Origin of the sequence: Pseudomonas viciae, from assembly GCF_004786035.1 — a bacterium.
In the GTDB taxonomy this organism is placed as follows: Bacteria; Pseudomonadota; Gammaproteobacteria; order Pseudomonadales; family Pseudomonadaceae; genus Aquipseudomonas; species Aquipseudomonas viciae.
Map to the genome: position 1 here is coordinate 6,400,768 of NZ_CP035088.1, position 25,867 is coordinate 6,426,634.

Consider the following 25,867-nt stretch of genomic DNA (forward strand, 5'->3'; position numbering starts at 1 on the left):
CAAATTCCTGGGAGGCTATTTCTGCTCTCGTAACAATTGGGCGGCGCGCACGGCAAAATAAGTCAGGATGCCATCAGCTCCTGCGCGTTTGAAAGCGGTCAAGGACTCGAGGATCACCCCTTCGCCCAACCAGCCGTTCTGAATCGCGGCCATGTGCATGGCGTACTCGCCGCTGACCTGATAAACAAAAGTTGGCACTTTGAATTCTTCTTTGACCCGACAAAGAATGTCGAGGTAAGGCATGCCTGGCTTGACCATGACCATGTCTGCACCTTCTGACAAGTCAGCAGCCACTTCATGCAAGGCCTCGTGGCTGTTGGCCGGGTCCATCTGATAAGAGGCCTTGTTGGCCTTGCCCAGGTTCAGGGCCGAGCCGACCGCGTCGCGGAACGGACCGTAATAGGCGCTGGCGTACTTGGCCGAGTAGGCCATGATTCGCACGTTGACATGACCGGCCACCTCGAGGGCTTCGCGGATCGCCTGAATACGCCCATCCATCATGTCCGACGGCGCCACCACCTGGGCACCGGCCTCGGCGTGGGACAGCGCCTGGCGCACCAGTGCATCGACGGTGATGTCGTTCTGCACGTAGCCGTCTTCATCCAGAATGCCATCCTGCCCGTGAGTGGTGAACGGGTCCAACGCCACATCGGTGATCACCCCCAGCTCCGGGAAGCGCTCGCGCAAGGCGCGGGTGGCACGTTGCGCGATGCCTTCCGGGTTCCAGGCTTCGGCAGCATCCAGCGACTTGAGGGCCGGCGGCGTAACCGGGAACAGCGCCAGCGCCGGAATGCCCAGCTCGACCCACTTGGCGGCTTCTTCGAGCAGCAGATCGATGGTCAGACGCTCCACCCCGGGCATCGACGCCACCGCTTCGCGACGGTTCTCACCGTCCAGCACGAACACCGGCAGGATCAGGTCATCGGTGGTCAGCACGTTTTCACGCACCAGCCGACGAGAGAACTCATCACGGCGATTGCGACGCAGGCGGGTAGCAGGGAACAGACGGTTGGCGGGGGTAAAGCTCACGGCAGACTCCTGAGCCCGCGCTAACGGGCGAGCGTGACAGTTATAAGCGGCCATTATGACCAACGTATTACAGAAATGTGCACCTGCGTCCTGTCGTCGCAGTTATTGTCATTGTAGGAATTGTTCACGTCGAGACACATTTCGATACTTTCCTGAATGTGCCTGAAGGGTTAGGCTGCGCGTTCATTTCGCCAGCACCCAGACAATGCTCCAACAATTTCTGCATGACTTCGGCTACTTGGCCCTGTTTATCGGCACGTTCTTCGAAGGCGAAACCATCCTCGTGCTCGCAGGCTTCCTGGCGTTCCGTGGCTACATGGACATCAACCTGGTCGTGGTCGTGGCGTTTTGCGGCAGCTACGCGGGCGATCAGCTGTGGTATTTCCTGGGACGCAAACACGGGCGCAAGCTGCTGGCGCGCAAACCGCGCTGGCAATTGATGGGTGATCGCGCGCTGGAGCACATTCGCAAGCATCCGGACATCTGGGTCCTGAGCTTTCGCTTCGTCTATGGCCTGCGCACGGTGATGCCGGTGGCCATCGGCCTGTCAGGCTATCCGCCGGGCCGCTACCTGTTGCTCAACGGCATCGGTGCGGCGATCTGGGCCACGGCACTGGCAGCTGCCGCCTACCACTTTGGCGCGGTGCTCGAAGGCATGCTGGGCAGCATCAAGAAATACGAGCTGTGGGTACTCGGAGCCCTGCTGGTGCTGGGCTTGTGCCTGTGGGCGCGCCGACGCATCAAGAATGCGCGACTGGCAAAAAAAGTCCTTGAGGCCGAGCGGCTGGAACAGGCTCGATCCGGCGAATCTACGACGCCAACCGAGTAAGTCGTTTGCGACAGCAATACAGCCCGATACCGCTAAGCAGGCTGTAGCTGAGCAGACCGAGCCAGGCCACGGAACTGGCCGACCACAACCCGACCAGCGGCGCCAACCACACCAGCGGCAGGTTCGAGGCCAGCCGCAACAGCTCCAGCCTCAGCGCCCATGGGCGATTCTCCAGGGCCACGCCCAGCACGAACAAACCCAACGCCACCGTGCCCCAACCCAGCACCAGGGCGGCGACCGGCAAGCTGTTCTCCAGGTTCATCAAGTAGCTGCCCAACGCGATATAGACGCAGAACTGCAGCGCCACGTACCACTGTTGATGCCCGTCCAGCGGCACCTCGAATTTGCGGAACTGACTCAGGTCCGGCTTGTTCAGCGGGAACCTGGCGGCCACGTCCGCCGGCCGCCATCCGGTGGGCATGAACCAGATCCGCAGCTTGTCCCAGCCGCGCTCGGCCCGTCGGGCATCCGCCCATAGCTGTGCATAAAACTGCAGGTTCGCCCACAACGGATTCCAGCTGGCCAGCGGCGTGGTCACGCCAAAAATCACCGGCTCGTTGTCGTCCTCTTCCTGGAAGGTGCCAAACAGACGGTCCCAAATAATGAACACCCCGCCGTAGTTACGATCCATGTAGAGAGGGTTCTGTGCATGGTGGGCACGATGATTGGAGGGCGTAACGAAGCACCACTCCAGCCAGCCGAGCTTGGGAATATGTTGGGTGTGGACCCAGAACTGGTACAGCAGATTCAACGCCGCAACGCTGACGAACACCACCAGCGGCACGCCGAGCACAGCCAGCGGCAGGTAGAAAATCCAGCTCAGCACAAACCCGGTGCTGGTCTGGCGCAACGCGGTGGAAAGGTTGTAGTCCTCGCTCTGGTGGTGCACCGAATGAGCGGCCCAGAGGATGTTGCGCTCATGGCCCAGGCGGTGCAGCCAGTAGTAGCAGAAGTCGTAGAACACGAAAGCGAACACCCAGACCCAGGCCTGGTCAGCAGCCAATTGAATGACGGCCAGATGCTCCACCGCAAAGGCGTAGGTCACCAGCCCCACACCCTTGGTCAACAGGCCAGTGGTGGTGGACAGCACACCGGTGCTCAGGCTGTTGATCGCGTCCGCCAAACGGTAGTGGCTCACGCCTCGCCAGCGATCAACCAGCAACTCGACGGCAATCAGCACGAAGAAGAACGGCACGGCATACAGAATGAAATTCATGACGCGACCCGAGCATGGAGTTAACCGGCAGATTAGGTGTAGCCGCTGGAGAACCCTATGGCAACGAGTGACAAATTAGTGGACATTTAACGCCATGAATCTGGAGAAAAACCCATGAGCAAAAAAATTGCAGTGATCCTTTCCGGCTGTGGCGTGTATGACGGCGCCGAGATCCACGAAAGCGTGATCACCTTGCTGCGTCTCGACCAACGTGGGGCACAGGTGCAGTGTTTTGCCCCCAACATTGCCCAACTGCATGTGATCAATCACCTGAGCGGCGAAGAAATGCCCGAGAGTCGTAACGTGCTGGTGGAATCGGCGCGGATCGCCCGGGGCAACGTGAAGGATTTGCGCGAAGCCAGGGCCGAGGATTTCGACGCCTTGATCGTACCCGGCGGCTTTGGCTCGGCGAAAAACCTCTCCAACTTTGCCGTCGAAGGCCCGGGTTGCAGCGTCCAGCCAGAAGTCCTGGCGCTGGCCGAGGCCTTTGCCGAAGCCGGCAAACCGGTGGGGCTGATCTGCATTTCCCCAGCCCTGGCGGCGAAAATCTATGGCCCTGGCGTGGTCTGCACCATCGGCAACGATGCCGACACCGCCGCCGCCGTGGTCAAGATGGGCGGCACTCACGAGGAATGTACCGTCACCGACATCGTCGAAGATACCGCACGCAAACTGGTCAGCACCCCGGCCTACATGCTTGCGCAGAACATCAGCGAAGCGGCCTCGGGCATCAATAAGCTGGTGGACCGGGTGTTGGAGTTGACGCACGAAAACGACGTCTGACACCGCACTCGCCCTGGTGGGAGCGGGCTTGCTCGCGAAGGCGTCGGTTCAGTTGGCCTATCTATTGGCTGACACACCGCTTTCGCGAGCAAGCCCACTCCCACAGGGGATCTAGGCAAGACTCAGGAGATTCGAGCCAACCGCGTCAATATCCGGTCCAGAGCATTGGCAAACCCCTGCTTGTCCCGCTCGCTGTACGCCGCCGGGCCGCCGCCCATGTGGCCTTGTTCACGCAAGTCGGTGAACAGGTTGCGCACCGCCAGTCGATCGCCCATGTTCTGGGCATCGAATTCCTTGCCCCGCGGGTCAAGGGCTGCAACGCCGTTCTTCACCAGCCGGTCGGCCAGGGGCACGTCACTGCAAATGACCAGCTCGCCGGGTACCGCGTGCTCCATCAGGTAATCATCCGCCGCGTCAGGGCCGCTGGGCACCACGATCAGCTTCACGCAGGCCAGGCCCGGCTTGATCTGCGGCTGACCGGCCACCAGCACCACTTCGAACTGACGCTTGAGGGCGAACTTGACCACCAGATCCTTCGCGGCCTTGGGGCAGGCGTCGGCGTCGATCCATACACGCATTGGGTTGCTTCCTCTGTTTAAAAGCATCGCGGGCAAGCCTTGCTCCCACAGGTGAGTGCTGACTGGGGGAGCAAGGCTTGCCCGCGATGATGAGCGCAGCGAATGCTGTTCAGGAAACCTGGACCCGACGCTTCTCCGCCACCCAACTACGTCCATATAGCACCATGATCGCCAGGATCGCGACCACTTGAGCGGTCAGCGAATAGGCATCGGCATGAATACCCAACCAGTCGAAGTCGAAGAACGCCACCGGATGGGTGCCAAAGATCCCGGCTTCCTGCAATGCCTTCACACCATGGCCGGCGAACACTACCGACAGTGCGCACAGCAACGCGGCATTGATGCTGAAGAACAGCGCCAGTGGCAGTTTCGCCGAGCCGCGCAGGATTACCCAGGCCAACCCGACCAGCAATACCAACGCCGTCGCGCCGCCCGCAAGCACCGCGTCATGGCCGGCGGGGCCAGCCTGCAGCCACAGGGTTTCGTAGAACAGGATCACTTCGAACAGTTCACGATAAACCGAGAAGAACGCCAGGATCGCGAAACCAAAACGCCCGCCGCCGCCCACCAGACTGCTCTTGATGTAATCCTGCCAGGCCGCCGCATGACGCCGGTCGTGCATCCAGACACCCAGCCACAGCACCATCACACTGGCAAACAACGCCGTCGCACCTTCGAGCAACTCACGCTGGGCACCGCTGACGTCAATCACATACGCCGCCAACCCCCACGTCGCCAGGCCAGCCAACAGCGCCAGGCCCCAACCGACGTTGACGCTGCGAACTGCCGACTGCTGGCCGGTGTTGCGCAGGAACGCCAGGATCGCCGCCAGCACCAGGATCGCTTCCAACCCTTCGCGTAACAGAATCAACAACCCTGAAATGTAGCTCAGCGACCAGCTCAAGCCATCGCCGCCCAGCAGGCCGGCGGATTCCTTCAATTTAGTCTTGGCCGCGTCCAGGCGCTGTTCGGCCTGCTCGACCGGCAAGCCATCCTGCAAGGACTGTCGATAAGCCATCAGCGACTTTTCGGTGTCCTTGCGCACGTTGGCATCGACGTTATCCAGCGAGCTTTCCACCAGTTCGAAACCTTCCAGGTAAGCCGCTACCGACAGGTCATAGGCCTGGTCGTGATCACCGGCGCGATACGCCGCGATGCTTTTATCCAGGGTGGCGGCGGTGTAGTCGAGCAACTGTGCCGGGCCGCGCTGCACTTGCGGCGGCTGGGCTCGCTGGGCACGGAAAGTGGCCGCGGCTGCCGGGCCTTGCGCCGCGAGGACTTCGGCCGGCGTCTGACGCGCAAGGTCTGCAAGATTGTAGGTCTGTTCACTTTTCGCAGCAGCCGGGTCGGCGCTGAAGCTGGCGATATAGGTCGCCAGGTCCCAACGCTGACGGTCGTCAAGCTGGTCGGCGAAGGCCGGCATGTCGGTGCCCTCGACGCCCATGCCGAGGGTGTTGTAGATCGCGTAGAGACTCAGGCGATCCAGGCGCTGGCCGTCGCGCAGATTGGCCGGCGGCGGCTCCAGGCCGACACCGGCAGGCCCGTCGCCGGCACCGCTGTCACCGTGACACACCGAACAATGCTGGGCGTACAGCGGCGCACCGCGCGTGGGGTCCGGGGTGATGACCGGTGCTTGGCTCACTTCGTAAGCCACCGCCAATCTGGCCCCCAGTTGTCGCGCCAGACGGGCGACATCGCCGCCATCCTGGCGCTGGGTGATCGCACTGCGCAACGCGCCGATGCCTTGGGTCAGCTCAGCTTTTTCCGGCTTGGCGGGCAGCGCAGCGATCAACCCCTCCACTGCCTGGGTGAACTCCAGTTGTTCGCGGTATTCCGCCTCGTCGACAACCTTGCCCGCCTCGACCGTCACTGGATAATCGGCCCCAATGTAATCCAGCAAATGCAGCGCCTGGGGGGCACCTTCAACGGTATCGGCCAGCAAAGGAGTGCTGCACAGGGCCAGCAATGGCAGTGCAAGCCAGGCCAGAATACGAAACGGGGCAGCCATGAATGACTCTCAGTTGGTAATAAGAAGTAACACATTGTTCACTTCCAATGGCTTTGGCTCAAGAGGCGATTGGCCTGGGGGCACATTTTCATCGGATTTTCATGCTTTGGCGGTGATGTCACAAAAACACCATTTAGATACTGAAAAGCCATTACACAGCCTCTGCCCCTGTTTATAATCGCGCCGCCTTCTTATTGTCAGATGGCATAAAAGCTCCTCTGCTTATGAGGAACCGACGGCGTTTCGACGCTTGTCCGTGGGATCGTCCCAGCCCGACCCGCACAACCCGGCTGATACCTCAGGGAAGATGTAGTCATGGCATCCCGTGCCGCTTTTTTGCTCGCCCTCGGTGCGATCACCTTGTTGTCCGGCTGTTCGGCCTTTCGCAACTACGACAGCGAACTGGCCCAGACCAACCAGCAGCTGGCTTCCGGCAACGTCGATGCGGCGTTGACACTGCTGGAAAAGAACAACAGCAGCCAGGATAAAGACCTCCTGTACTTCTTCGAGAAAGGTGAGCTGCTGCGCGCCAAGGGCGACCTGTCCGGCAGCCAGACAGCCTGGACCAGCGCTGACCAGCAGGTCGGCCAGTGGGAAGACGCGGTCAAGCTCGACACCGCCAAGTACCTGGCCCAGTTCGGCAGTTTCCTGGTCAACGACAAAGTCCGGCGCTACGAAGGCTACGACTACGAAAAGGTCATGCTGACCACGCAGATGGCCCTGAACCTGCTGGCAGTGAACGACTTCGACGGTGCGCGGACCCAAATCAAGAAAACCCACGAACGCGAAGCGGTGATCGCCGACCTGCGGGACAAGGAATACCTCAAGCGCGAAGAGGACGCCGAGAAACAAGGGGTCAAGACCGAGTACAAGGACCTCAAGGGTTATCCGGTGGCCAGCCTCGACGCCCCGGAAGTGGTCAGCCTCAAAAATAGTTATCAGAGTGCGTTCAGCCATTACCTGGCCGGTTTCGTCTACGAAGCCCTGGGCGAAAAGGACTTGGCCGCGCCGGGCTATCGCAAGGCCGCCGAACTGCGCCCGAACACCCCGCTGCTCGAACAGGCGCTGCTCAACCTCGACAAGCCTGCCGCCAAGAACGATGACAGCGACATCCTGATCGTCGTCCAGAGTGGCCTGGCGCCGTCCCGGGACTCGATCCGCGTTCCCCTGCCCTTGCCCATCAGCGGCAACCTGGTCATCACACCCTTGTCGTTCCCGCTGATCAAGCCTGATACCTCGACCGCCACCTTCGCCCAGATCGGCGTTGACGGCCGGCAGATGGACCTGACCCAACTCAACAGCACCACTGCCATGTCCCGCCGGGCCCTGCGCGACGACATGCCGGGCATCATCCTGCGCACGACCGTGCGTGCCATCAGTCGTGGCGTGGCGCAAAAACAGATCAACGAAACCAATCCACTGGCCGGCCTGGCCGTGGGCATTACCTCGGCCGTGCTCGAAGGCGCCGACACCCGGACCTGGCGCACTCTGCCGGACTACACCCAAGTGGTGCGCCTGCGCCTGAAGAAAGGCGAGCACCAGGTCACCTTGCCAAGCGCCGTGGGCGGCTCGGTGGTCAAGGTCACCGTCGATCAGCGCTACCAGGTCATCAGCCTGCGGGCGGTGGGCAACCAAGTGTTCGCCGGCGGCCTCGCCGCCCAAGTGATGCCCAGCGCCAACCCGACCGCCATTGCCCTTAAGCAACCTTAAGAACGGAGTCTTGTTCACATGCGTTTAAAACTGATCGCCGTCGGCGCCCTGGCCTTGCTGGCCGGTTGCGCCACCCCGCCGCCACCGGAGCCGGGCACCGCCGCCAGCAAGGTCGTGGCGATGGGCAAGACGAAAAACATCGTGGTCGGCGCCATGCGCGTGGCCCGGGAAAACGGTTACATGACTGTCAATGTCCAGTTGAGCAACACCAGCTACAACAACAAGACCATGTATTACCGCTTTGCCTGGCTGGGGCCGGAAGGTTTTCCGATCGCCGAGGAAGAAACCTGGAAAAGCCTGACGATGTACGGCGAACAAACCAGCTTCCTGCCGGCCATCGCGCCGACGCCCAAGGCTGTGGATTTCCGACTGGAAATCAATACCCCTTAAAAACGCTCCCACAAAAAGCGCCCGAGTGACGCGTTATCCCTTTTTCAGTTTTCGAGAGCACCCACATGTTTGTACGCATTTCCTCCATCGCCCTCGCCGTCCTGCTGGTCAGCGGCTGCGCCAACAACTCCCCGGTCCTGGGCAACAAGAACATCAGCTACGGCGACACCAAGGCCGTGGAAACCGTGACCAACGAGTTCGGCTCCACCGACCTGCAAATGATCGCCGAGTCCATGACCCGCTCCTTGGCCCAGTCCGGCGTTCTGCAAGGCCGCCCGGTGGTCCAGGTCTATGACGTGAAGAACAAGACCAGCGAATACATCGACACCCGCGAGATCACCACCAGCATCAAGACCCAACTGATGAAGACCGGCGCGGCGCGTTTTGCCAGCGACAACAACGCCATGGACAGCCAGGTCGACCAGCTCAAGCTGCAGAACCAGAGCGGCCTGTACAAGAAAAGCACCGTGGCCAAGACCGGCAACATGATCGCTGCCAAATACCGCATCGAGGGCTCCATCAGCTCGATCGTCAAGCGCAGCAGCGACTACAAGGACGTCTTCTACAAATTCAGCCTGCAATTGATCGACGTCGAAAGCGGTCTGGCCGAGTGGATGGACGAGAAAGAAATCCGCAAAACCACGGAGCGTTAAACCATGCGCACATGGATTGGCATCATGGCCCTGGCCTGCGCGTTCGGCGCGCAGGCGGCCCCAAAAGTCGCGGTCACTGACCTGGCGTACCAGGAGCGAGTGGAAGAATACATCCACACCGTTTCCGCCCAGAGCAACTTCCAGGCGAATGCCTATAGCGCCAGCGCCTCGTCGAGCTACGACGAGATGGAAGCCACCAGCAGCTACATCGAGCAGGGCGAGCTGCGCAAGTTCACCGGTGACATCAAGGGCGAGATCCTGCGCAGCGGGATGTTCCAGCTGGTGCAGGGCTCACCGCACACTGCGTCGTCCAAGGGTGACGTCTACGACGTGATCAGGCGCATCAAGGCTGGGCAGTTCAAGGGTGCCGATTATGTGCTGTTCGGCACGGTGTCGGACATCGACTTCACCCGCGACATCAACGAACTGGGCACCGCGGACAGCTACTCGGCAGTACTGGCGCTGACCCTGGTAGCGGACTTCAGCCTGATCAACACCAAGACTTTCGAAATCACCTCGGCGTTCACCGCCATGGGCGAAGGCCAGGACACCAAGCTGTTGAACCACCGGGATGTGCGCATCAGCCTCAACCGGCCACGGGTGGTGCGCGAGGTGTCCAAGGCTTTGGGTGAAGACGTGGCGCGGCAACTGAGCGAACAACTCGGTGGCCCGAGCTACGAACAGGCCGGTGAGCCTGTGCAGCGCAATAATCTACCGCGCGATACCGCACCGGTGATCTTGCGCTGAATCACACCGCCGGGTAGATGCTTTTGTGGCGAGGGAGCTTGCTCCCTCGCCACAGGTATCGCCTGCCCTTTGCGGTTATACGGTGACCCTGCGAATCGTCGCCAGAAAACCCGCCGCGCCGATGAACAGTCCGGCAAAAGTCCGGTTCATCCGCCGCTGCTGTTTCGGCGTGCGCAGCAGGCGCAAGACTTTGGCCGCCAGCCCGGTGTACCCGGCCATGACGATGAGATCGACGCAAATCATGGTCCCGCCCAGGATCAGGTATTGCTTGACCAAGGGTGCATGGGGGTCGATGAATTGCGGCAGCACCGCCAGCATGAACACCAGGGCCTTGGGGTTGCTGATATTGACCAGAAAACCGCGAAATATCAGCGCCAGGGGGTTGCCGATGGGCCGTACGGCCGCGTTATCACTGATCTCGCCGGGGATGGCTCGCCACTGTTTGACCCCCAGGTAAACCAGGTAGGCCACACCGAACCATTTGATCACATAGAACGCAGTGGCCGACGCGGTGAGAATCGCACCGACACCGGCGGCAACGATCACGACTTGCAACGCCAGGCCCAGCTGCAGACCCATGGCATTCCAGTAGCCGCGCCAGAAACCGTACCGCAGACCGCTGGACATCGATGCAATGGCACCGGCACCCGGCGAAAGGCTGATCACCCAACACGCGGCGAAAAACGCCAGCCATGTTTCCAGCACCATTGCACACCTCGGCTCAGATTCGTCGAAACGACTAAGCTAATGCGCCGTCGAGCGGTTGACCACCGCTTTTTTCCAAAAAGAGCCGAGCGGCCAGGGTCGGGTTATTCGACGAAACCGCCCACCGGAAATGCCTCGCTGCCACGCCAGCGCCGCACCGAGCGTTGGAAGAACAGGCTGTTGGGCACTTGCACCATGGCGCTGCCGGTGCCGAGTTCCTCGGGTTCGATCAGCGTGGTGTACAGCAGGTTGATCGCCACCACCCGCCCCTTGATGCCGGGCTTGTCGGTGGTGTCCACCAACTCGACCACATCCCCCAGGCGAAACGGCCCGACGGTGTAGATCAAAACAGCACACAGCAGGTTCGACAACACGCTCCAGATGGCGAAAAACGCCACCGCTGCCACCGCGACGAAACCCGACAGTGCGGTCCACAGCACTGTGGCGGAGACACCCAGGCGTTCGAGCACCACCAACACTGCGCTGCCCATGATCAGCCAGCGCAGCACGCCCCGCAGGATAATGACCAGTTGGGGTGGGAACGGGTAACGCTCACCCAGGCCCGTGAGCGCACGCGCCACGACACGCTGCGCGACATAACCGGCCAGCAGAATCAGCAGGATTTGCACACCGAGCCAGATCGGCTCGATCCACATGACAGGTATAGGCAACGCCAACGCTTCCATCAGGACAATGCCTCCAGCTCCGCTTGCAGGTTTTCCAGCAACTCCAAGGCTTGCATCCACGCCTCCTCAAGCTCCGCTTCCCGAACCTTCAGCCTGGCCTGTTCGGCCAGCAGGTCACGCAACTCATCCTTGCGCGCCGCCTCGTAGACACCGCTGTCGCCGAGGCTGGTTTCGATTTTCTGCAGTTTCTCATGGAGCTTGCCCAACTCGACTTCGAGCTTGTCGGCTTCGCGCTTGTGCGGTGCCAACTGCTGACGCAAGGCCGCAGCGGCCTGGCGCTGGGCTTTCTTGTCGGTCTTGTCCGGGTTGACTGGCGTAGTGCTGACCGGGGCGTTGCGCTGGCGGTACTCCACCAGCCAGCGCGCGTAGTCTTCCAGGTCGCCGTCGAACTCTTCGACCTTGCCGTCGGCTACCAGGAAAAAATTATCCGTGGTGCTCTTGAGCAAATGCCGATCGTGGGACACCACCAGCACCGCCCCGCTGAATTCCTGCAAGGCCATGGTCAGGGCCAGGCGCATTTCCAGGTCGAGGTGGTTGGTCGGTTCGTCGAGCAGCAGCAAGTTCGGTCGGCCCCAGGCAATCAACGCCAGCGCCAGGCGCGCCTTTTCGCCGCCGGAGAAATTCAGCACCGGCTCATCGATACGCGCACCGCGGAAGTCGAAACCACCGAGGAAATCGCGCAGGACCTGCTCGCGCTCGGTCGGCGCCAAGCGTTGCAGGTGCAGCAGCGGGCTAGCCTTGGAGTCCAGGGAGTCGAGTTGATGCTGGGCGAAGTAACCGACCACGGTGTTCTCACCCCGGGTCAGGCGCCCGGCCAGAGGCTCGAGTTCACCGGAAAGGTTTTTGATCAGGGTCGACTTACCGGCACCGTTGGGCCCCAGCAGACCAATCCGCGCACCGGGGGTCAGCTGCAGCTTGACCTTCTCCAGCACGGTTTTGTCGCCATAGCCCAGGCGCGCATCGGACAGGTCGATCAGCGGACTGGAGATCTTGGTCGATTCGCGGAAGACAAAATCAAACGGTGAATCGACGTGGGCCGCCGACAGCTCCTCCATCCGCTCCAGCGCCTTGATCCGGCTCTGGGCCTGGCGGGCCTTGGTGGCCTGGGCCTTGAAGCGGGCAATGTAGCTTTCCATGTGCGCACGCTGCGCCTGCTGCTTCTCGTACGCCTGCTGTTGCTGGGCCAGGCGTTCGGCACGGGCGCGCTCGAAAGCGCTGTAGCCGCCACGGTACAAGGTGAGCTTGCGTTGATCGACATGGGCCACGTGATCGACCACGGCGTCGAGGAAGTCTCGGTCGTGGGAAATCAGCAGCAGCGTGCCCGGGTAGCTTTTGAGCCAGTCTTCGAGCCAGATGATGGCGTCGAGGTCCAAGTGGTTGGTCGGTTCATCGAGCAGCAGCAAATCCGAAGGGCACATCAAGGCCTGCGCCAGGTTCAGGCGCATCCGCCAGCCGCCGGAGAAATCCCCGACCTGACGGTCCATCTGCTCGTTGGTAAACCCCAGGCCGGCGAGCAATTTGCGCGCACGGGCATCGGCGGTGTAGCCGTCGGCGCTATCGAGCTCCGAGTGCAGACGGGCCTGGGCGGCGCCGTCATGGGCCGCTTCCGCCAGCGCCAGGTCGCGCTGGACCTGACGCAGGCGCAGGTCGCCATCGAGCACATAGTCCACCGCCAGGCGCTCGAGGGTGTCGACCTCCTGGCGCATGTGGGCGATACGCCAATCGGCCGGCAGCAAGCAATCGCCCGAGTCCGGGTGCAGCTCACCCCGCAGCAAGGCGAACAGGCTCGATTTGCCGGCGCCGTTGGCACCGATGAGGCCGGCTTTGTGGCCGGCGTGCAGGGTCAGCTCGGCGTCTTCTAGCAGACGTTGCGGGCCACGCTGTAAAGTCAGGTTCTGAAGTCGGATCATAATGGCGGCGGAGTCTACCAGCTTCGCTCACAACTGGCGCGAGTAGCACGATGTCCCCTGACCTGTGGAGCTTTTCCCTCGACCTCTATGCCAAGCCCGGCGTGGAACCTGCCTGCCTGGCGCTACAGAACGCCGGCGCCAACGTCTGCCTCCTGCTTTGCGGCCTGTGGCTGCAACAGCGTGGCGTGACCTGCAATGAACAGAGGCTGCAACAGCTTCGACAACTGGCCGAGCCCTGGGACGCAGAGGTGGTAAACCCATTACGCACGCTTCGTAGCCAATGGAAAACCAGTGCCCTTCAAGACACAGCACTCCACAGCTTGCGCGAGCAGGTCAAGAAACTGGAGTTGCAAGCCGAACGGCGATTGCTGGAACGATTGGAGGCGGCGACCAAGGATTGGCCTGAGGTACAACAGACAGATTCAGCACACTGGCTGCAAGGGCTGGCGGCGAGTGCCGACCCAGCGAACCGCGACGCGCTGCATCAGCTGCGCGTCGCGGTGTCCGGCACTTAGGAAGCGCTGGTTGGGGTGCTGGTGCTCGGCGCAACGGCGGCGGATGGGCTGGTCGCCGGGGCCGAAGTGGTGGTTGGAGCAGGTGCCGCGGTTGGAGCCGGCGTCGATGTCGCAGGCTTGGCTGCTGGCGCAGTCGAAGGTTTTGCGGCGGCTGGCTTTTTCACGGCAGGTTTTACCGCAGGCTTGGCGGCAGGTTTTGCAGCGGCCGGCTTCGCGGCAGCAGGCTTGGCGACAGGTTTTGCCGCAGCCGGTTTGGCAGCAGGTTTAGCGGCAGCTTTGGCAGGCGCTTTGGCCGCGACTGGCTTGGCCGCCGTTTTCACAGCGGGCTTGGCCGCAGCCGGTTTGGCAGCGGCAGTTTTGGTTGCCGCAGGCTTGGCAGCGGGTTTTGCAGCGGCAGGTTTTGCAGCGGGTTTTGCAGCGGGTTTTGCAGCGGGTTTTGCAGCGGGTTTTGCAGCGGGTTTTGCAGCCGCTTTAGCAGCAGGTTTTGCCGCCGCAGTTTTCGTCGCTGCGGGCTTGGCGGCAGCGGTTTTAGCCGCAGGCTTGGCGACAGCTTTTGCAGCAGGCTTGGCAGCAACAGGCTTAGCGGCAGCCGTTTTTGCGGCTGGCTTGGCGGCAACAGGCTTAGCGGCGGCAGCTTTGACGGCCGGTTTTTTTGCCGCCGGTTTGGCAGCGCTGGCAGCGACCGGTTTGGCAGCAGGCTTGCTCGCCGCTTTGGCCGGTGCTTTCACGGCTGGCTTAGCCGCTACTTTGGCCGGTGTTTTTGCCGCGACGGGTTTAGCAGCCGGCTTTTTGGCCGATACAGCAGCAGGCTTGGCAGCGCGCAGCGTCAGCGCCTTGCCCACAGCCTCTTGCACGCGACCGACACCCTGGGCCAGTTTCAGGCTTTCCTGGGCATCACGCTTGAGTTGCAGAATGTAGGCGCGGGTTTCGGACTGACGATCCTTCAAGGCATCGAGCAGATCTTCGAGCTCTTTCACAACATCTTTGGCCTTGGCTTGTGCCTTGGCCTTGCCAGCGGTGGCTGCGTCTTGCAGTTTAGTGCGCGACTTGTGCAGCTTTTCCTGTGCTTTGCCGCGTTGTTTTTCCAGCTTGGCGAGCAGTTTTTCAGCATCAGCCAGCGCTTGGGAGCAGGCATTTTCCAAATGTTCGAGCAAGCTGCCCGAGAGTTGTTGGAGCAAGTGCAACGGAGTGTTTACGGGCTTCTTGGTGGCCGACATGGTTTACCTCCTGACTGACGTAAGTGCGGCTCATACTAGACCTCTGCTACAACCGCCGCTAGGGCATGTTGACACTACATAAGACGTTGCGTTGCAAGAGACGAAAAATCTTCTACGTCACCGCCGAGACAATCCACCTTTGCAGCGATCGGCACTGGCATAATCCCCCCCGACTCGAGGCCGGAGAGCACACATGTTGCGTCACCTGTTTTTATTCCTGTGCATGGCGTGTCCCATGGCTCAGGCCGCTGAAAAAACCAGCGCAAATGATGCTCACGATCTGGCGTACAGCCTGGGCGCAAGCCTGGGAGAACGCCTGCGCCAGGACGTACCCGACCTACAGATCCAGGCCTTGGTCGAAGGGCTGCAACAGGCCTACCTGGGCAAGCCGCTGGCCCTGAAGGATGAACGCATCGAACAGATCCTGGCCACACATCAGGCGCAACTGACAGCGCAGTCGACGACGCCGCAGGTCGAAGTCGCACTGAAAACAGAACAGAAGTTTCTCGATGAGGAAAAAAACCGGCCCGGCGTCCAGCAACTGGCAGACGGCATCCTGTTGACCGAACTCAAGCCAGGCCACGGTGCGAAGGCCGGTCCGCACGGCAAGGTCCAGGTGCTGTATATCGGTCGATTGCCGGACGGCACCGTATTCGATTCCAACCGCCAAGCGCAGTGGTTCAATCTCGACAGCGTGATTGACGGTTGGCGCAGTGCATTGCCGCAAATGCCGGTCGGCGCGAAATGGCGACTGGTGATTCCTTCGACCCTGGCGTATGGCGCCGAAGGTGCCGGGGATGTGATCCCGCCTTTCACGCCACTGGTGTTTGAAATCGAGTTGCTGGGCGCGACGACCTGACGCTGCCCAAACGAAAAACGGTGCGCAATGCGCACCGTTTTTTTTATTACCGCGAACTCTTCAGGCCTGGACCGCGGCCTCTTCCTTGTGGGCGTTGTGCAGTACTTCGATCAGGCAGTCTTCCAGTTCGAAGCGCTCGTGCAGCAAGCCGCCCAGCTCCTTGAATTTTTCCGCTACGCACTTGCCTTCATCACACAGGTCATTGAACGCCAGCAGTTTTTCAGTGATGACGTCGATGCGCGGGTAGATCTGCTCGGCGAGCTCCAGGCCACGCTTGTCGTTGAAGGCCTTGGCCTCACCCGTCAGTTGTTCGTAGATCTCGAAATGACCGGCAGACACATAGTCGACCAGCACACCGCAGAACTCTTGCAACGGTTTGCGGCTTTCGCTGAGCGCTTCAGGCTTGTCGCCGAGAGCATCATAGGCCCGAACCAGTTCGTGACGCTCCTGCAACCAGCGGTCAATCAGCAGATGCACCCCACCCCAGCGTTCCTGAGCATTCTGACAACTTTCGAGCATGGTGATTTCTTCCCTTGTGAGTCATGCCCCTCGCAGCCCGCGCATGCCTGAATGATCAGGGGCAAGCCAGACATAACATGATCGAGCGGCATAATTCTGATAACTCGTGCGGGCCAGATTATGCCCGCACGACAACCGCTTCAAGGTACGCAGGAGATAAAGTTCATACAAGTGTTTAATCCAAGGCCCGGACCAACTGCGACGTATCGCCGCTAAGCGGTCGTACCAGAGCACTCCAGACAAGCCGCAGCAGCAGATAGCTCATCGCACCGGACACCGCGAGAAAAAACAACAGGCTCCACTCGGGGATGCTCAGGTCGAACAGCGTCCAAGTGATGTTGGCGCAATCCACTACACCGTCGAGGACGCGATGCAGGGCGCACCACCAGGAATCCGCCCTCTGCAGTTGCGCAATACAATCAGGCAACGGCTCGAACGAAACGCTCTGCACCAGAACCTGACGCCATGCCAGGGTCACTCCCCCGGCCGCAAAAACCAACCCCATCCCCCCATAGAAGAGGCTGCCCCTTCGGCCCGGGCCATGTACGCAGGCCACAAGGCCGTTCACCAGAAACAGCATCAGGCACAACCGCTGCAAAATACACAGGCTGCAAGGCGTCAGACCGACCGCATATTCCAAATAACTGGCGATGCCCAAAGCCAGGGCCGCAGCGATGGAAGCCATGAGAAACAAGAAGCGTGAGCTGGCCAAAGACATGGCGGTTCCGTAACAAAAGAGACAAGCAGTTACGGTAGAGGAAAGCCCTCAGGCCTTTCAAGGCAGGCCTGGGCAGACACTTCACCAAGGGTGTAGGGAATTCCCGACAGGCGCTGGGGGATTGTGCGCAGTCCGCTGTAGGACTTTGGCCAAAGCCTTAAACAGACAGGTATCAACGCCCCCAATGCTGTCCACTTGAAACCCTGTGGCGAGGGCGCTTACTCCCTCGCCACAATGATTCATACAAATATCAAGTGGACAAAACCTGAGCCGGGACCGGCAAAGGTGCGGCCAGCAGACGCTCATCCAGCAATCCCAAGCCTTCCTGGAACAACTGATTGCTGCGCTCGGCATCGCCCAGTTGCGCCAACAGCCGCGCCAGTTCGGCGCACGCTTCGGGGTTGCGCTGCACCCGCAAACTGCTTTCCAGATAATCGCGCGCCTTGCCCCACAAACTGTTCTGCAGGCACAGACGCCCCAGGGTCAGCAGCAGGCTCGGATCGGCAGGATGATCCTTGAGCCAGCCTTCAGCCGTTTGTAGCTGTCGAGCCGGATCATTACCACGGACCAACCCGTACAGGCGCGCCAGGTGGCTGTCATAGTGACGCTTGAGCGCCGTTCGCAGCACCTCTTCGGCCTCGACCTGGGCCCCCAGTTGCCGCAACTGCTCGGCATAGGCCAATACCAGCGCCGGCTCCTGACGCTGCGCCGAGGTCAGTTGTTGCCAGGCGCGATTGAGCGACTGCAAACCGACGCTGCCGTCCTCTTCACGGTGGGCCGCCAAGGTCAGATTCTCGCCCCACGCCCGGCGCTCAAGTTCAGTCAGTTCGCCGGCAGGCAGGACCTTGTCCTTGCGCAACTCCGGCAACAACCGGATCACCGCCGACCAATCACCACGCTGCTGATGCAGGCGTTGCAACTGGCGCAGGGTCTGGGCGTTATGGGGATGGCGTTCGTGCATGGCCTGCAGCGTGGTCAATGCGCCGTCGGTGTCGCCGCGATCCGTCTGCAGTTGCGCGTGAGTCAGGGCGATGGCCAGTTCCGCCTGGGGCTGACGCTCCAAGGCACGTTCCAGCAAACTGTCGCTCTGTTCGTAAAGCCCTTGTTCGTTGGCCGCACGGGCGGCACCGAGGTAATACAGCAGCGGCTGGCGCTCGGCTTCGGCGGCACGATGCAAGTGACGTTGGGCACTGGCCCAGCGACCTTCGGCCAGGTCCAGTTGGCCGTGCTCGATTGCCACTTGCACACGACGACTACGGTTGCGCCGCGACCACGGGTTGACCACGCCGCTGGAGGTGGTCACCAGCCCGACCAAGGCACTCACGCCCCGCCACACCAGCCAGAGCACCGCCACCAGCGCCAGGGTGACCCACAGGCCGGCTTCGTAACGGAAGTTCTTGTACGCCACCAGCACGTAACCCGAATGCTCGGCGATCGCCACGCCCAGCAACGCGGCGGCAGCGATAACTACGAACAGAATCACGTAGAGACGTTTCATGGCGTAGCCCCCTGCTCACCAGCCTTGGGCAGCGGCTTGACCGACTCTTCGACATTCAGGTTGCGACGCTCAAGGTAGGCCTGGACGCTGCTCAGGGTGCCCGTCAGGTCCGGCGTGACCACCGTCACCGGTTGCTTGGACAGCTCTCCCACGCGCTCAAGCATGATTTTGCTTTGCGGGTTGTCCTGGTTGAAGTTGTTCTTGAGCACGTCCCGGGCTTCGGTCAGCGCCTGGGTGTACACCGCCGCCTGGCCGTTGAGGGCGGCCCATTGCGCCTGCTCCAACGCCAGGCTCAAGGCCAGGCGCACCTGCACCAGGCTCTGCCCGGCCAAGAGCGGGCGGACGTTCTCGTCAGCATTGAAATCGATGCGGATGTAGCGCGAGATCTGATCCCACCACTGTGCCCAGCGGCTGGCGCCATCGCCGTCGGCGGTCAGGCCCAGTAGGGATTCACCGCGATCCTTGTATTCGGGCGCCAACTCGGTGAGCTGCAACACCTGATCACGCAGGGCACCCAGTTGCAGGAACAGCCCGGTACGATCCGGTTGCTCGGTGCTGCGCAACGCCGCGAGGGTCTTGGCCAACTGCTCGCGGGCGGCAAACGAGCCGGGGTCGTTCTGCTCCCGGAGGATTTCGTCAGCGCCCTGGACCAGGGCCTGGGCACTGCTGATGTCTTGCAGGGCGGAAAGACGCAGGCTGGCCAGGCGCAACAGATGTTCGGCTTCAGCCAGGCGCCAGTCCTTGCGACTGGCACCGAGCACGGTCTCCAGGCGCTGGTTCAGACGCTGCTGATCACCTTGCAACTGGGCGACCTGACGCCGCCGCTCTTCCAGCTCTTCGGCCGGAGGCAATTGCGCCAGGCGTTCACTCAGGCGTTGCTCATTGAGCTTGAGGGTCTGGGCCTGGTCATTCAGCGCCTGGACCTGGCTGGACTGCTGCTGGTTATTGAGCTGCAGGTGACGCACCTGCCACACGCCCCAACCGCCAACCGCCACACCGGCAGCCCCCAATAACAACGCGACAATGGCCAGGCCGTTGCCGCGACGCGGCGCCACCGGGGCCGGGGTTTGAACCGGCGCATCGATCGCTGGCTGCTCTTGATCTTCTTTTGGCAAGGCTGTTTCGCTCACGTATCCATCCTTTGCATTAGAAAACGGCACGGATTGTTCCCGTAACGCCGCCAGCAAAGCCGTGGCACTGGCGCCACGGCAATCCACAACTGTTCGGGCCCCGGCGGCACGCGCCATCTCGGCAACCCTCGGGCTTGGAACAAACAACGGTAATCGCGCCAGGGCGGGCCACGCATCGCCAGCCAGCTGCTGCAGATGCTCGAAGCCCTGCCCACTGCTGACCACCAGGGCGTTCAAGCGTTCCGCTGCAACCTTCGCTGGCAATTCACCTTCGCCATAGTGGGGCAGACCGCGCCGGTACAACTCCAGATAATCGACACTAGCACCTTGCTCGCGCAAACGCTCCGCCAGCAACCCGCGTCCGCCCTCGCCACGCACGATCAGAACCTTGGGATCGGGCCGGGTGATAGCCTGGCGTAACACCAGGTGCTCCAGCAAGGCTTCGCTGTCATCGCCGTTATCGGGATAAAACACGGTGAGGCCGGCATCGGCAAGGATCTGTCCGGTGGCCGCACCCACGCTGAACCATGGCTGGTCGGGTGGCTCGGGCCAGTATTGGCGCAGCAGTTCGACACACAGGCGCGCGGCGGGTTTGCTGACCACGATCACGGCACAATACTGGTCCAGCCTTTGAAGGATCGCCTGCTCGGCATCGGATACGGGGATCGGCTCGATATCCAGCAACGGCAGGCTGCTGCTGAACACCCCCGCGTCAGCCAGGACAGCCGCCAGCGCCGACGACTCGTCCGCCGGCCGGGTGAGCAGCAGTCGCCAGCCCGTCACGCGTGGCCGGCCTCGCCGTAGACCGCCTTGAGAATGTCATCGGCGCCCTGGCTGAGCAGGTCTTCGGCAACCTGCACGCCCAAAGCCTCGGCATCGCGGCGCGGCGCCCGGGCCTCGGCGCTGAGCAGCCGGCCACCGTTCGGATCACCCACCAGGCCACGCAACCAGACCTGCTCGCCTTCCAGCACGGCGTAACAGGCAATGGGCACCTGGCAACCGCCATTGAGATGTTTGTTGAGAGCTCGCTCGGCGAACACCCGGGTGGCGGTGTCTTCGTGGTGCAGCGGCGCCAGCAGGGCGTGGATGTCGCTGTCGGCGCTGCGGCATTCGATGCCCACCGCCCCCTGCCCACCCGCTGGCAAGCTGTCGTCGACACTGATGGCCGAGGTGATTCGATCTTCGAAGCCCAGGCGGATCAGGCCCGCGGCGGCAAGGATGATCGCGTCATACTCACCGGCGTCGAGCTTGGCCAGGCGAGTGTTGACGTTGCCACGCAGAAAACGGATTTGCAGATCCGGCCGACGGGTCAGCAACTGTGCCTGACGACGCAAACTGGAGGTGCCGACCACACTGCCGGCAGGCAGTGCATCAAGGCTGGAAAACGTATTGGAGACGAATGCATCGCGCGGATCTTCCCGCTCACAGATGCAAAACAGGCCCAGGCCTTCGGGGAAGTCCATGGGCACGTCTTTCATCGAATGCACGGCAATGTCGGCTTCGTTGTCCAGCAAAGCGGTTTCCAGCTCCTTGACGAACAGGCCCTTGCCGCCGATTTTTGACAATGGCGAGTCCAGCAGCTTGTCACCGCGACTGACCATGGGTACCAGCGTCACGAGCAAGCCTGGGTGGGCAGCCTCCAGACGGGCTTTGACGTATTCGGCCTGCCAGAGGGCCAGGGCACTTTTACGGGTGGCGATGCGGATCTCGCGAGGGGACATGGATCAATCCGTACTTAAAAGATACGGCAGATAATAACAGCTCAGCCAAAACCGCTTTGACTTGAATCACGACCCCAAGGCCTCCCTGGCCGTCAATGTCCTGGGAATGCAGCACATGGCACGCCTTGGAACACGGCGCTAAAGCTGCTGCATCATCTTGCGCACACCGGCCACGTGTCGCCGACTGACAATCAGCGCATCGCCATTGAGCCCTTTGAGAAACAGCTGGAAGTGCCCCAGAGGGGTGCGCTGCAAACGCTCGATTCGCTCACGCGCCACAAGGGCATTGCGGTGGATGCGAACAAAGCGCTCGCCGAACTCGTCTTCAAGGGCCTTGAGCGGCTCGTCCAGCAACACCTCGCCACTCTCATGGCGCAGGGTCACGTACTTATGGTCGGCAATGAAGTAGACCACCTGGTTCAACGGGATCAGCTCGATGCCTTTGCGGGTGCGCGCACTGATGTGGCTGCGCGGGCCGCTGCCGCTTTCGGCTGCCGGACGGGTCAACGCCGCCAGTTGCACCCGATTGGGCCGCTCGGCCTTGCGCAAGGCTTCAACCAGCGCCTCGGCAGCGATCGGCTTGACCAGATAGCCCACGGCGCCGGCCTGCAGGACTTCGGGCGCAAAGTCGTCCCGGGTGGTACAGAACACCACGGCGGGCGGCGACTCTCGTTCGCACAACTTCGCCGCGACCTGCAAGCCATCCAGGCCAGGCATGCGAATGTCGAGCAGTACGATATCCGGCTTGTGGCTGTCAATAAGGGCCAACGCCTCTTCGCCATTGGTGGCGCTCGGCTCCAGGACACTGTAACCCTCGAGTTCGCCGACCATTCGGCTCAGGCGCTCACGGGCCAGTGGTTCGTCATCAACGATCAGGACATTCATATTGCGCTGGATTCCTGCGTGAGTCTCGCACAAGGATAGCGTAGACAGGGGAAGTGACATCCGTCACCGCGATCCACGCTAAGACTCGCTCGAGGGCCAAAAAGTGCCGCGAGGCGGTTGCCTATCTTTACCAGCGCCTGCCGATAGATGCTCGAGACCCGTTGTCGCACGGCGTCGCCGTAGGGATTGTTAACACTCGATCTGACCAATATGAGCTCCCCCTTTTCTATTCGTCCGCTGCGCCATGGATGGAAAAAGCAAAAGTCCTACCGTCCACTGTAGACGGTTGCCACGACGATATTGCTCAATCGGAAAATATCGTTGCGCAAAAAGCCTCATTAAATGCTCGGGTTGTGCGCAAAAAACCTGCCGACCAGTGCCAGCGCCAGCCCCGACAACCCTGCTATCATCCGCCGCAGCCTTAACCCGCTATTTTTTCTTCAGCCGATCACGAGCGAATTCATGAGCACTGACAAGACCAATCAGTCCTGGGGCGGCCGCTTCAGTGAACCCGTCGACGCCTTCGTCGCCCGCTTCACCGCCTCCGTCAACTTCGACCAGCGCCTGTATCGCCACGACATCATGGGTTCGATCGCCCACGCCACCATGCTGGCCAAGGTCGGCGTGCTGACCGATGCCGAGCGCGACAGCATCATCGATGGCTTGAAAACCATCCAGGATGAAATCGAAGCCGGCCAGTTCGACTGGCGCATCGATCTTGAAGACGTGCACATGAACATCGAAGCACGCCTGACCGATCGCATCGGCGTGACCGGCAAGAAACTGCACACCGGTCGCAGCCGCAACGACCAGGTGGCTACCGACATCCGCTTGTGGCTGCGCGATGAAATCGACCTGATCCTGGCCGAGATCACCCGCCTGCAAAAAGGCCTGCTGGAACAAGCCGAGCGTGAGGCCGAAAGCATCATGCCGGGCTTCACCCACCTGCAAACCGCTCAGCCGGTGACCTTCGGGCATCACATGCTGGCCTGGTTCGAAATGCTCAGCCGCGACTACGAGCGCCTGGTCGATTGCCGCAAGCGCACCAACCGCATGCCCCTGGGCAGCGCCGCGCTGGCCGGTACCACCTATCCGATCGATCGCCAATACACCGCGCAACTGCTCGGCTTCGACGCCGTGGGCGGCAACTCGCTGGATAACGTTTCGGACCGCGATTTCGCCATCGAATTCTGCGCTGCCGCGAGCATCGCGATGATGCACCTGTCGCGCTTCTCCGAAGAGCTGGTGCTGTGGACCAGTGCGCAATTCCAATTCATTGACCTGCCGGACCGCTTCTGCACCGGCAGCTCGATCATGCCGCAAAAGAAAAACCCCGACGTGCCGGAACTGGTACGGGGCAAGAGTGGCCGGGTGTTCGGCGCACTGATGGGCCTGTTGACCCTGATGAAAGGCCAGCCGCTGGCCTATAACAAGGACAACCAGGAAGACAAGGAACCGCTGTTCGACGCCGCCGACACCCTGCGCGACTCGCTGCGAGCCTTTGCCGACATGATTCCGGCGATCAAGCCCAAGCATGCCGTAATGCGCGAAGCGGCCCTGCGCGGTTTCTCCACCGCCACTGACTTGGCCGATTACCTGGTGCGCCGTGGCCTGCCGTTCCGTGATTGCCATGAAATCGTTGGCCATGCCGTGAAGTACGGTGTGGACAGCGGCAAGGACCTGGCAGAGATGAGCCTGGACGAACTACGCAAGTTCAGCGACCAGATTGAGCAGGACGTGTTTGCGGTGCTGACCCTGGAAGGTTCGGTCAATGCCCGTGACCACATTGGCGGCACGGCACCGGCGCAGGTCAAGGCAGCGGTTGTGCGCGGCCAGGCGTTGCTCGCCAGCCGCTAAAAGCTTCGCGAGCAAGCCCGCTCCCATAGTAGATCTTCAGTGAACACAAATTTTGTGAACATATAGAGATCCAATGTGGGAGCGGGCTTGCTCGCGAAAGCGTCCTTCAGAACACCACAAAACTCACTTCTTGGCCGCGATCATCGCCAAAAACCCCGGCATCGCCGCTTCTCGATCCGCCGCAATCCGTTGCACATGCGGGTTCTGCCCCAAGCGCTCCATCAGCGCCTTGGCCGCTGGCATATCCGCCAGCAGGTCGATATCGAACAGTTTCCTGCCCACCTGACACGCCAGCGAAACACTGTAGAAAAAATACAGATCGGCAACGCTCAAGCTATCGCCTGCCACGTAGGGCGAGAATTTACCGTGCCTGCCCAGCGAGGCGAACCCCAGCAGCAATTCGGCCCTGGTCTTTTCCTTGATGGCCTCGGGTACCGACATGCCGAAAAATGCCTCGCCATAGCAGGCCCGCCCGGGCAACTCGATGTACAGCTCGATCTCCCTGCACAAGGCCAACACCTGGGCACGTTCGAACGGGTCACTGGGCAGCAGGGCCTTGCCTGGCTGGGTTTGCTCGATGTATTCGAGGATCACGCTGGTCTCGTTGATAAAACCCTGCTCGGTCTTCAGCACCGGCACCTTGCCGCGCGGGCTGATGGCCAGGGCTTCCGGCGTCTGGTTGCCAAAGAACGGCACCTCCTCGAAGGGCAGGCCCTTCTCCAGCAGTGCCAGTTTGACCATGTTGTAATAATTACTGACAGAGAAACCATAAAGCTTGAGCATTACAAAGCCTCCAGGCCGTGCGGGGTTGGCAGCCTTGCGTTATAGACTGCCGAGGCGTTTCTCGCCAGGCGCATCACGCCGCTGAATGCAGGTAAACTGGCGCCCTTTCTCCCAGGAGCCTGCCATGAGCGAGCCAACCGATATCGATAACGACGAAGAAGAATTTGTCGAATCGACGCTGATCGAAGCCATCGAAAACCAGATCGAAAGCGAAAACCCGCCAGCAGCCAGGGCTGTTTTGAATAAATTGACCCTGGTGGGTTATGAGCGCGAAGAAATTCTCAACCTGATGGCCCATGTGCTGGCGGTGGAAATTGACGCGATCCTGGAGGAGGACCGTGCCTTCAATACCGAGTGGTATGAAGCCGCCTTGCGCGCCTTGCCTGAGTTGCCGCCGGAAAAGAACTGAACCGCTCTTGTGGCGAGGGAGCTTGCTCCCGCTGGGGCGCGAAGCGGCCCCACTAGCTTGACGACTGCTGCGTAGCCGAGCGGGAGCAAGCTCCGTCGCCACAAAAGAATCGCTTTAAACAAAAAAAGCATGACGCTGACACTGGACAGCCCGGCCGAGTGCGCTCACCTTAGTGTCGCTGTCGTCCAAATTCCTAGAAAGTCTGGAGTCCTTATGTCGCTTACCCCTGAGCTGGTTGCCGAACTGGAAATCCTTGCACTCTTCAACCTGGACAGTTCCCAGGAAGGCCTGAAAATTCATCAGACCGCTGCCCCGAAAGCCATTGCCGCTGCCCAACGCCTGTACGAAAAAGAACTGATCGACCAACCCGACGGCGGTTATCTGACCAGCCTGGGGCGCGATGCTGCACAAAGTGTACAAACCGTTCTGACGATACTCAGCGTTCAAGAAACCGCCTGATTCTCCCCTGCCGCCCACGGAAATCTCCTTCAGCGAGATTTCCGCAGGCGTAC

Annotated in this window: 26 protein-coding genes and 2 pseudogenes; 11 read left to right on the forward strand and 17 right to left on the reverse strand. The window is 61.2% G+C overall.

Annotated elements, in window-relative coordinates; all coding sequences use genetic code 11:
- Positions 1-15: 15 nt before the first annotated feature.
- On the reverse strand, positions 16-1,029 hold the full coding sequence (gene hemB, locus EPZ47_RS28620) for a porphobilinogen synthase (protein ID WP_135847712.1): 1,014 nt from the start codon (positions 1,027-1,029) through the stop codon (positions 16-18).
- Between the two features lie 205 nt (positions 1,030-1,234).
- Between hemB and EPZ47_RS28625 the strand changes: the two genes are divergently transcribed.
- Positions 1,235-1,858: a DedA family protein gene (locus EPZ47_RS28625; protein ID WP_135847713.1), complete on the forward strand. Its 624-nt coding sequence runs from the start codon at positions 1,235-1,237 to the stop codon at positions 1,856-1,858.
- On the opposite strand, the gene EPZ47_RS28630 is transcribed toward EPZ47_RS28625, so the two are convergent.
- Positions 1,839-3,074, reverse strand: coding sequence for a sterol desaturase family protein (locus EPZ47_RS28630; RefSeq protein ID WP_135847714.1), 1,236 nt, complete (start codon positions 3,072-3,074; stop codon positions 1,839-1,841). The two genes, EPZ47_RS28625 and EPZ47_RS28630, sit on opposite strands and share 20 nt — an antisense overlap.
- A 114-nt stretch (positions 3,075-3,188) precedes the next feature.
- Between EPZ47_RS28630 and elbB the strand changes: the two genes are divergently transcribed.
- Positions 3,189-3,857: an isoprenoid biosynthesis glyoxalase ElbB gene (elbB, locus tag EPZ47_RS28635; protein WP_135847715.1), complete on the forward strand. Its 669-nt coding sequence runs from the start codon at positions 3,189-3,191 to the stop codon at positions 3,855-3,857.
- A 122-nt stretch (positions 3,858-3,979) separates the two neighbouring features.
- Here elbB and EPZ47_RS28640 read toward each other — a convergent pair whose 3' ends face one another.
- Complete coding sequence (locus EPZ47_RS28640) at positions 3,980-4,435, reverse strand: YaiI/YqxD family protein (protein ID WP_135847716.1); 456 nt, start codon at positions 4,433-4,435, stop codon at positions 3,980-3,982.
- Positions 4,436-4,544: 109 nt separating this feature from the next.
- Entirely contained in the window at positions 4,545-6,443 is a 1,899-nt protein-coding gene (locus EPZ47_RS28645) for a cytochrome c/FTR1 family iron permease (RefSeq protein ID WP_135847717.1), read from the reverse strand.
- Between the two features lie 315 nt (positions 6,444-6,758).
- Between EPZ47_RS28645 and EPZ47_RS28650 the strand changes: the two genes are divergently transcribed.
- The 4 genes from EPZ47_RS28650 (at position 6,759) to EPZ47_RS28665 (ending at position 9,943) form a co-directional block, all read left to right on the forward strand.
- Positions 6,759-8,153 carry a COG3014 family protein gene (locus EPZ47_RS28650; protein WP_135847718.1) on the forward strand — a complete coding sequence of 465 codons (1,395 nt, stop codon included), beginning with the start codon at positions 6,759-6,761 and terminating at the stop codon, positions 8,151-8,153.
- A gap of 18 nt (positions 8,154-8,171) precedes the next feature.
- A complete protein-coding gene (locus EPZ47_RS28655; RefSeq protein WP_135847719.1) occupies positions 8,172-8,543 on the forward strand; it encodes a YcfL family putative periplasmic lipoprotein in 372 nt (123 codons plus the stop codon).
- Positions 8,544-8,608: 65 nt separating this feature from the next.
- Positions 8,609-9,196 carry a penicillin-binding protein activator LpoB gene (gene lpoB / locus EPZ47_RS28660; protein ID WP_135847720.1) on the forward strand — a complete coding sequence of 196 codons (588 nt, stop codon included), beginning with the start codon at positions 8,609-8,611 and terminating at the stop codon, positions 9,194-9,196.
- Positions 9,197-9,199: 3 nt separating this feature from the next.
- Complete coding sequence (locus EPZ47_RS28665; RefSeq protein ID WP_135847721.1) at positions 9,200-9,943, forward strand: penicillin-binding protein activator LpoB; 744 nt, start codon at positions 9,200-9,202, stop codon at positions 9,941-9,943.
- A gap of 75 nt (positions 9,944-10,018) precedes the next feature.
- On the opposite strand, the gene EPZ47_RS28670 is transcribed toward EPZ47_RS28665, so the two are convergent.
- The 3 genes from EPZ47_RS28670 to EPZ47_RS28680 all read right to left on the reverse strand — a co-directional run bounded on the left by EPZ47_RS28670 (position 10,019) and on the right by EPZ47_RS28680 (position 13,244).
- Positions 10,019-10,651 carry a LysE family transporter gene (locus tag EPZ47_RS28670; protein ID WP_135847722.1) on the reverse strand — a complete coding sequence of 211 codons (633 nt, stop codon included), beginning with the start codon at positions 10,649-10,651 and terminating at the stop codon, positions 10,019-10,021.
- Between the two features lie 101 nt (positions 10,652-10,752).
- Positions 10,753-11,334 carry a mechanosensitive ion channel family protein gene (locus EPZ47_RS28675; protein ID WP_135847723.1) on the reverse strand — a complete coding sequence of 194 codons (582 nt, stop codon included), beginning with the start codon at positions 11,332-11,334 and terminating at the stop codon, positions 10,753-10,755.
- Positions 11,334-13,244, reverse strand: coding sequence for an ATP-binding cassette domain-containing protein (locus tag EPZ47_RS28680; RefSeq protein WP_135847724.1), 1,911 nt, complete (start codon positions 13,242-13,244; stop codon positions 11,334-11,336). The genes EPZ47_RS28675 and EPZ47_RS28680 overlap by 1 nt, the downstream gene beginning before the upstream one ends.
- 50 nt (positions 13,245-13,294) lie before the next feature.
- Here EPZ47_RS28680 and EPZ47_RS28685 point away from each other — a divergent pair, with 50 nt between their 5' ends.
- Positions 13,295-13,759 (forward strand): TIGR02444 family protein, encoded by a 465-nt coding sequence (locus EPZ47_RS28685; protein ID WP_135847725.1) that lies wholly within the window; start codon positions 13,295-13,297, stop codon positions 13,757-13,759.
- Here EPZ47_RS28685 and EPZ47_RS28690 read toward each other — a convergent pair.
- Positions 13,756-14,976 carry an AlgP family protein gene (locus EPZ47_RS28690; RefSeq protein WP_135847726.1) on the reverse strand — a complete coding sequence of 407 codons (1,221 nt, stop codon included), beginning with the start codon at positions 14,974-14,976 and terminating at the stop codon, positions 13,756-13,758. The two genes, EPZ47_RS28685 and EPZ47_RS28690, sit on opposite strands and share 4 nt — an antisense overlap.
- A gap of 193 nt (positions 14,977-15,169) precedes the next feature.
- Here EPZ47_RS28690 and EPZ47_RS28695 point away from each other — a divergent pair, with 193 nt between their 5' ends.
- A complete protein-coding gene (locus EPZ47_RS28695; RefSeq protein WP_135847727.1) occupies positions 15,170-15,835 on the forward strand; it encodes an FKBP-type peptidyl-prolyl cis-trans isomerase in 666 nt (221 codons plus the stop codon).
- Between the two features lie 60 nt (positions 15,836-15,895).
- Here the strand turns inward: EPZ47_RS28695 and EPZ47_RS28700 are convergent, their stop codons facing one another.
- The 8 genes and pseudogenes from EPZ47_RS28700 to EPZ47_RS31005 form a co-directional block, all read right to left on the reverse strand.
- Positions 15,896-16,354, reverse strand: a complete 459-nt coding sequence (locus EPZ47_RS28700) for an Rsd/AlgQ family anti-sigma factor (RefSeq protein ID WP_003206770.1) — start codon at positions 16,352-16,354, stop codon at positions 15,896-15,898.
- A gap of 175 nt (positions 16,355-16,529) precedes the next feature.
- Positions 16,530-17,072 carry a disulfide bond formation protein B gene (locus EPZ47_RS28705; protein ID WP_135847728.1) on the reverse strand — a complete coding sequence of 181 codons (543 nt, stop codon included), beginning with the start codon at positions 17,070-17,072 and terminating at the stop codon, positions 16,530-16,532.
- Positions 17,073-17,322: 250 nt separating this feature from the next.
- On the reverse strand, positions 17,323-18,570 hold the full coding sequence (locus EPZ47_RS28710) for a heme biosynthesis protein HemY (RefSeq protein WP_135847729.1): 1,248 nt from the start codon (positions 18,568-18,570) through the stop codon (positions 17,323-17,325).
- Positions 18,567-19,700 carry a uroporphyrinogen-III C-methyltransferase gene (locus EPZ47_RS30540; RefSeq protein ID WP_238346775.1) on the reverse strand — a complete coding sequence of 378 codons (1,134 nt, stop codon included), beginning with the start codon at positions 19,698-19,700 and terminating at the stop codon, positions 18,567-18,569. The genes EPZ47_RS28710 and EPZ47_RS30540 overlap by 4 nt, the downstream gene beginning before the upstream one ends.
- Before the next feature lie 36 nt (positions 19,701-19,736).
- Positions 19,737-20,483 (reverse strand): annotated as a pseudogene (locus EPZ47_RS30545) (uroporphyrinogen-III synthase); the annotation flags it as partial.
- A complete protein-coding gene (hemC, locus tag EPZ47_RS28720) occupies positions 20,480-21,421 on the reverse strand; it encodes a hydroxymethylbilane synthase (RefSeq protein WP_135847731.1) in 942 nt (313 codons plus the stop codon). The pseudogene EPZ47_RS30545 and the gene hemC, both read right to left, overlap by 4 nt.
- A gap of 138 nt (positions 21,422-21,559) precedes the next feature.
- Positions 21,560-22,306, reverse strand: a complete 747-nt coding sequence (locus EPZ47_RS28725; RefSeq protein ID WP_135847732.1) for a LytR/AlgR family response regulator transcription factor — start codon at positions 22,304-22,306, stop codon at positions 21,560-21,562.
- A pseudogene (locus EPZ47_RS31005) lies at positions 22,303-22,633 on the reverse strand (sensor histidine kinase); the annotation flags it as partial. The gene EPZ47_RS28725 and the pseudogene EPZ47_RS31005, both read right to left, overlap by 4 nt.
- 135 nt (positions 22,634-22,768) lie before the next feature.
- Here EPZ47_RS31005 and argH point away from each other — a divergent pair.
- Positions 22,769-24,163, forward strand: a complete 1,395-nt coding sequence (argH, locus tag EPZ47_RS28730; RefSeq protein WP_135847733.1) for an argininosuccinate lyase — start codon at positions 22,769-22,771, stop codon at positions 24,161-24,163.
- Positions 24,164-24,286: 123 nt separating this feature from the next.
- On the opposite strand, the gene EPZ47_RS28735 is transcribed toward argH, so the two are convergent.
- On the reverse strand, positions 24,287-24,946 hold the full coding sequence (locus EPZ47_RS28735) for a glutathione S-transferase family protein (protein WP_135847734.1): 660 nt from the start codon (positions 24,944-24,946) through the stop codon (positions 24,287-24,289).
- 124 nt (positions 24,947-25,070) lie between these two features.
- Between EPZ47_RS28735 and EPZ47_RS28740 the strand changes: the two genes are divergently transcribed.
- Both EPZ47_RS28740 and EPZ47_RS28745 read left to right on the forward strand, forming a co-directional pair.
- Complete coding sequence (locus EPZ47_RS28740) at positions 25,071-25,355, forward strand: hypothetical protein (RefSeq protein WP_135847735.1); 285 nt, start codon at positions 25,071-25,073, stop codon at positions 25,353-25,355.
- Positions 25,356-25,568: 213 nt separating this feature from the next.
- Positions 25,569-25,814, forward strand: coding sequence for a TIGR02647 family protein (locus EPZ47_RS28745; protein ID WP_135847736.1), 246 nt, complete (start codon positions 25,569-25,571; stop codon positions 25,812-25,814).
- Positions 25,815-25,867: the final 53 nt, after the last annotated feature.

Excerpts from the sequence above, each read along its gene's own strand:
- EPZ47_RS28625 (WP_135847713.1), top strand. The coding sequence starts at position 1,235 with ATGCTCCAACAATTTCTGCATGACTTCGGCTACTTGGCCCTGTTTATC.
- EPZ47_RS28630 (WP_135847714.1), bottom strand. The coding sequence starts at position 3,074 with ATGAATTTCATTCTGTATGCCGTGCCGTTCTTCTTCGTGCTGATTGCC.
- elbB (WP_135847715.1), top strand. The coding sequence starts at position 3,189 with ATGAGCAAAAAAATTGCAGTGATCCTTTCCGGCTGTGGCGTGTATGAC.
- EPZ47_RS28640 (WP_135847716.1), bottom strand. The coding sequence starts at position 4,435 with ATGCGTGTATGGATCGACGCCGACGCCTGCCCCAAGGCCGCGAAGGAT.
- EPZ47_RS28645 (WP_135847717.1), bottom strand. The coding sequence starts at position 6,443 with ATGGCTGCCCCGTTTCGTATTCTGGCCTGGCTTGCACTGCCATTGCTG.
- EPZ47_RS28650 (WP_135847718.1), top strand. The coding sequence starts at position 6,759 with ATGGCATCCCGTGCCGCTTTTTTGCTCGCCCTCGGTGCGATCACCTTG.
- EPZ47_RS28655 (WP_135847719.1), top strand. The coding sequence starts at position 8,172 with ATGCGTTTAAAACTGATCGCCGTCGGCGCCCTGGCCTTGCTGGCCGGT.
- lpoB (WP_135847720.1), top strand. The coding sequence starts at position 8,609 with ATGTTTGTACGCATTTCCTCCATCGCCCTCGCCGTCCTGCTGGTCAGC.
- EPZ47_RS28665 (WP_135847721.1), top strand. The coding sequence starts at position 9,200 with ATGCGCACATGGATTGGCATCATGGCCCTGGCCTGCGCGTTCGGCGCG.
- EPZ47_RS28670 (WP_135847722.1), bottom strand. The coding sequence starts at position 10,651 with ATGGTGCTGGAAACATGGCTGGCGTTTTTCGCCGCGTGTTGGGTGATC.
- EPZ47_RS28675 (WP_135847723.1), bottom strand. The coding sequence starts at position 11,334 with ATGGAAGCGTTGGCGTTGCCTATACCTGTCATGTGGATCGAGCCGATC.
- EPZ47_RS28680 (WP_135847724.1), bottom strand. The coding sequence starts at position 13,244 with ATGATCCGACTTCAGAACCTGACTTTACAGCGTGGCCCGCAACGTCTG.
- EPZ47_RS28685 (WP_135847725.1), top strand. The coding sequence starts at position 13,295 with ATGTCCCCTGACCTGTGGAGCTTTTCCCTCGACCTCTATGCCAAGCCC.
- EPZ47_RS28690 (WP_135847726.1), bottom strand. The coding sequence starts at position 14,976 with ATGTCGGCCACCAAGAAGCCCGTAAACACTCCGTTGCACTTGCTCCAA.
- EPZ47_RS28695 (WP_135847727.1), top strand. The coding sequence starts at position 15,170 with ATGTTGCGTCACCTGTTTTTATTCCTGTGCATGGCGTGTCCCATGGCT.
- EPZ47_RS28700 (WP_003206770.1), bottom strand. The coding sequence starts at position 16,354 with ATGCTCGAAAGTTGTCAGAATGCTCAGGAACGCTGGGGTGGGGTGCAT.
- EPZ47_RS28705 (WP_135847728.1), bottom strand. The coding sequence starts at position 17,072 with ATGTCTTTGGCCAGCTCACGCTTCTTGTTTCTCATGGCTTCCATCGCT.
- EPZ47_RS28710 (WP_135847729.1), bottom strand. The coding sequence starts at position 18,570 with ATGAAACGTCTCTACGTGATTCTGTTCGTAGTTATCGCTGCCGCCGCG.
- hemC (WP_135847731.1), bottom strand. The coding sequence starts at position 21,421 with ATGTCCCCTCGCGAGATCCGCATCGCCACCCGTAAAAGTGCCCTGGCC.
- EPZ47_RS28725 (WP_135847732.1), bottom strand. The coding sequence starts at position 22,306 with ATGAATGTCCTGATCGTTGATGACGAACCACTGGCCCGTGAGCGCCTG.
- argH (WP_135847733.1), top strand. The coding sequence starts at position 22,769 with ATGAGCACTGACAAGACCAATCAGTCCTGGGGCGGCCGCTTCAGTGAA.
- EPZ47_RS28735 (WP_135847734.1), bottom strand. The coding sequence starts at position 24,946 with ATGCTCAAGCTTTATGGTTTCTCTGTCAGTAATTATTACAACATGGTC.
- EPZ47_RS28740 (WP_135847735.1), top strand. The coding sequence starts at position 25,071 with ATGAGCGAGCCAACCGATATCGATAACGACGAAGAAGAATTTGTCGAA.
- EPZ47_RS28745 (WP_135847736.1), top strand. The coding sequence starts at position 25,569 with ATGTCGCTTACCCCTGAGCTGGTTGCCGAACTGGAAATCCTTGCACTC.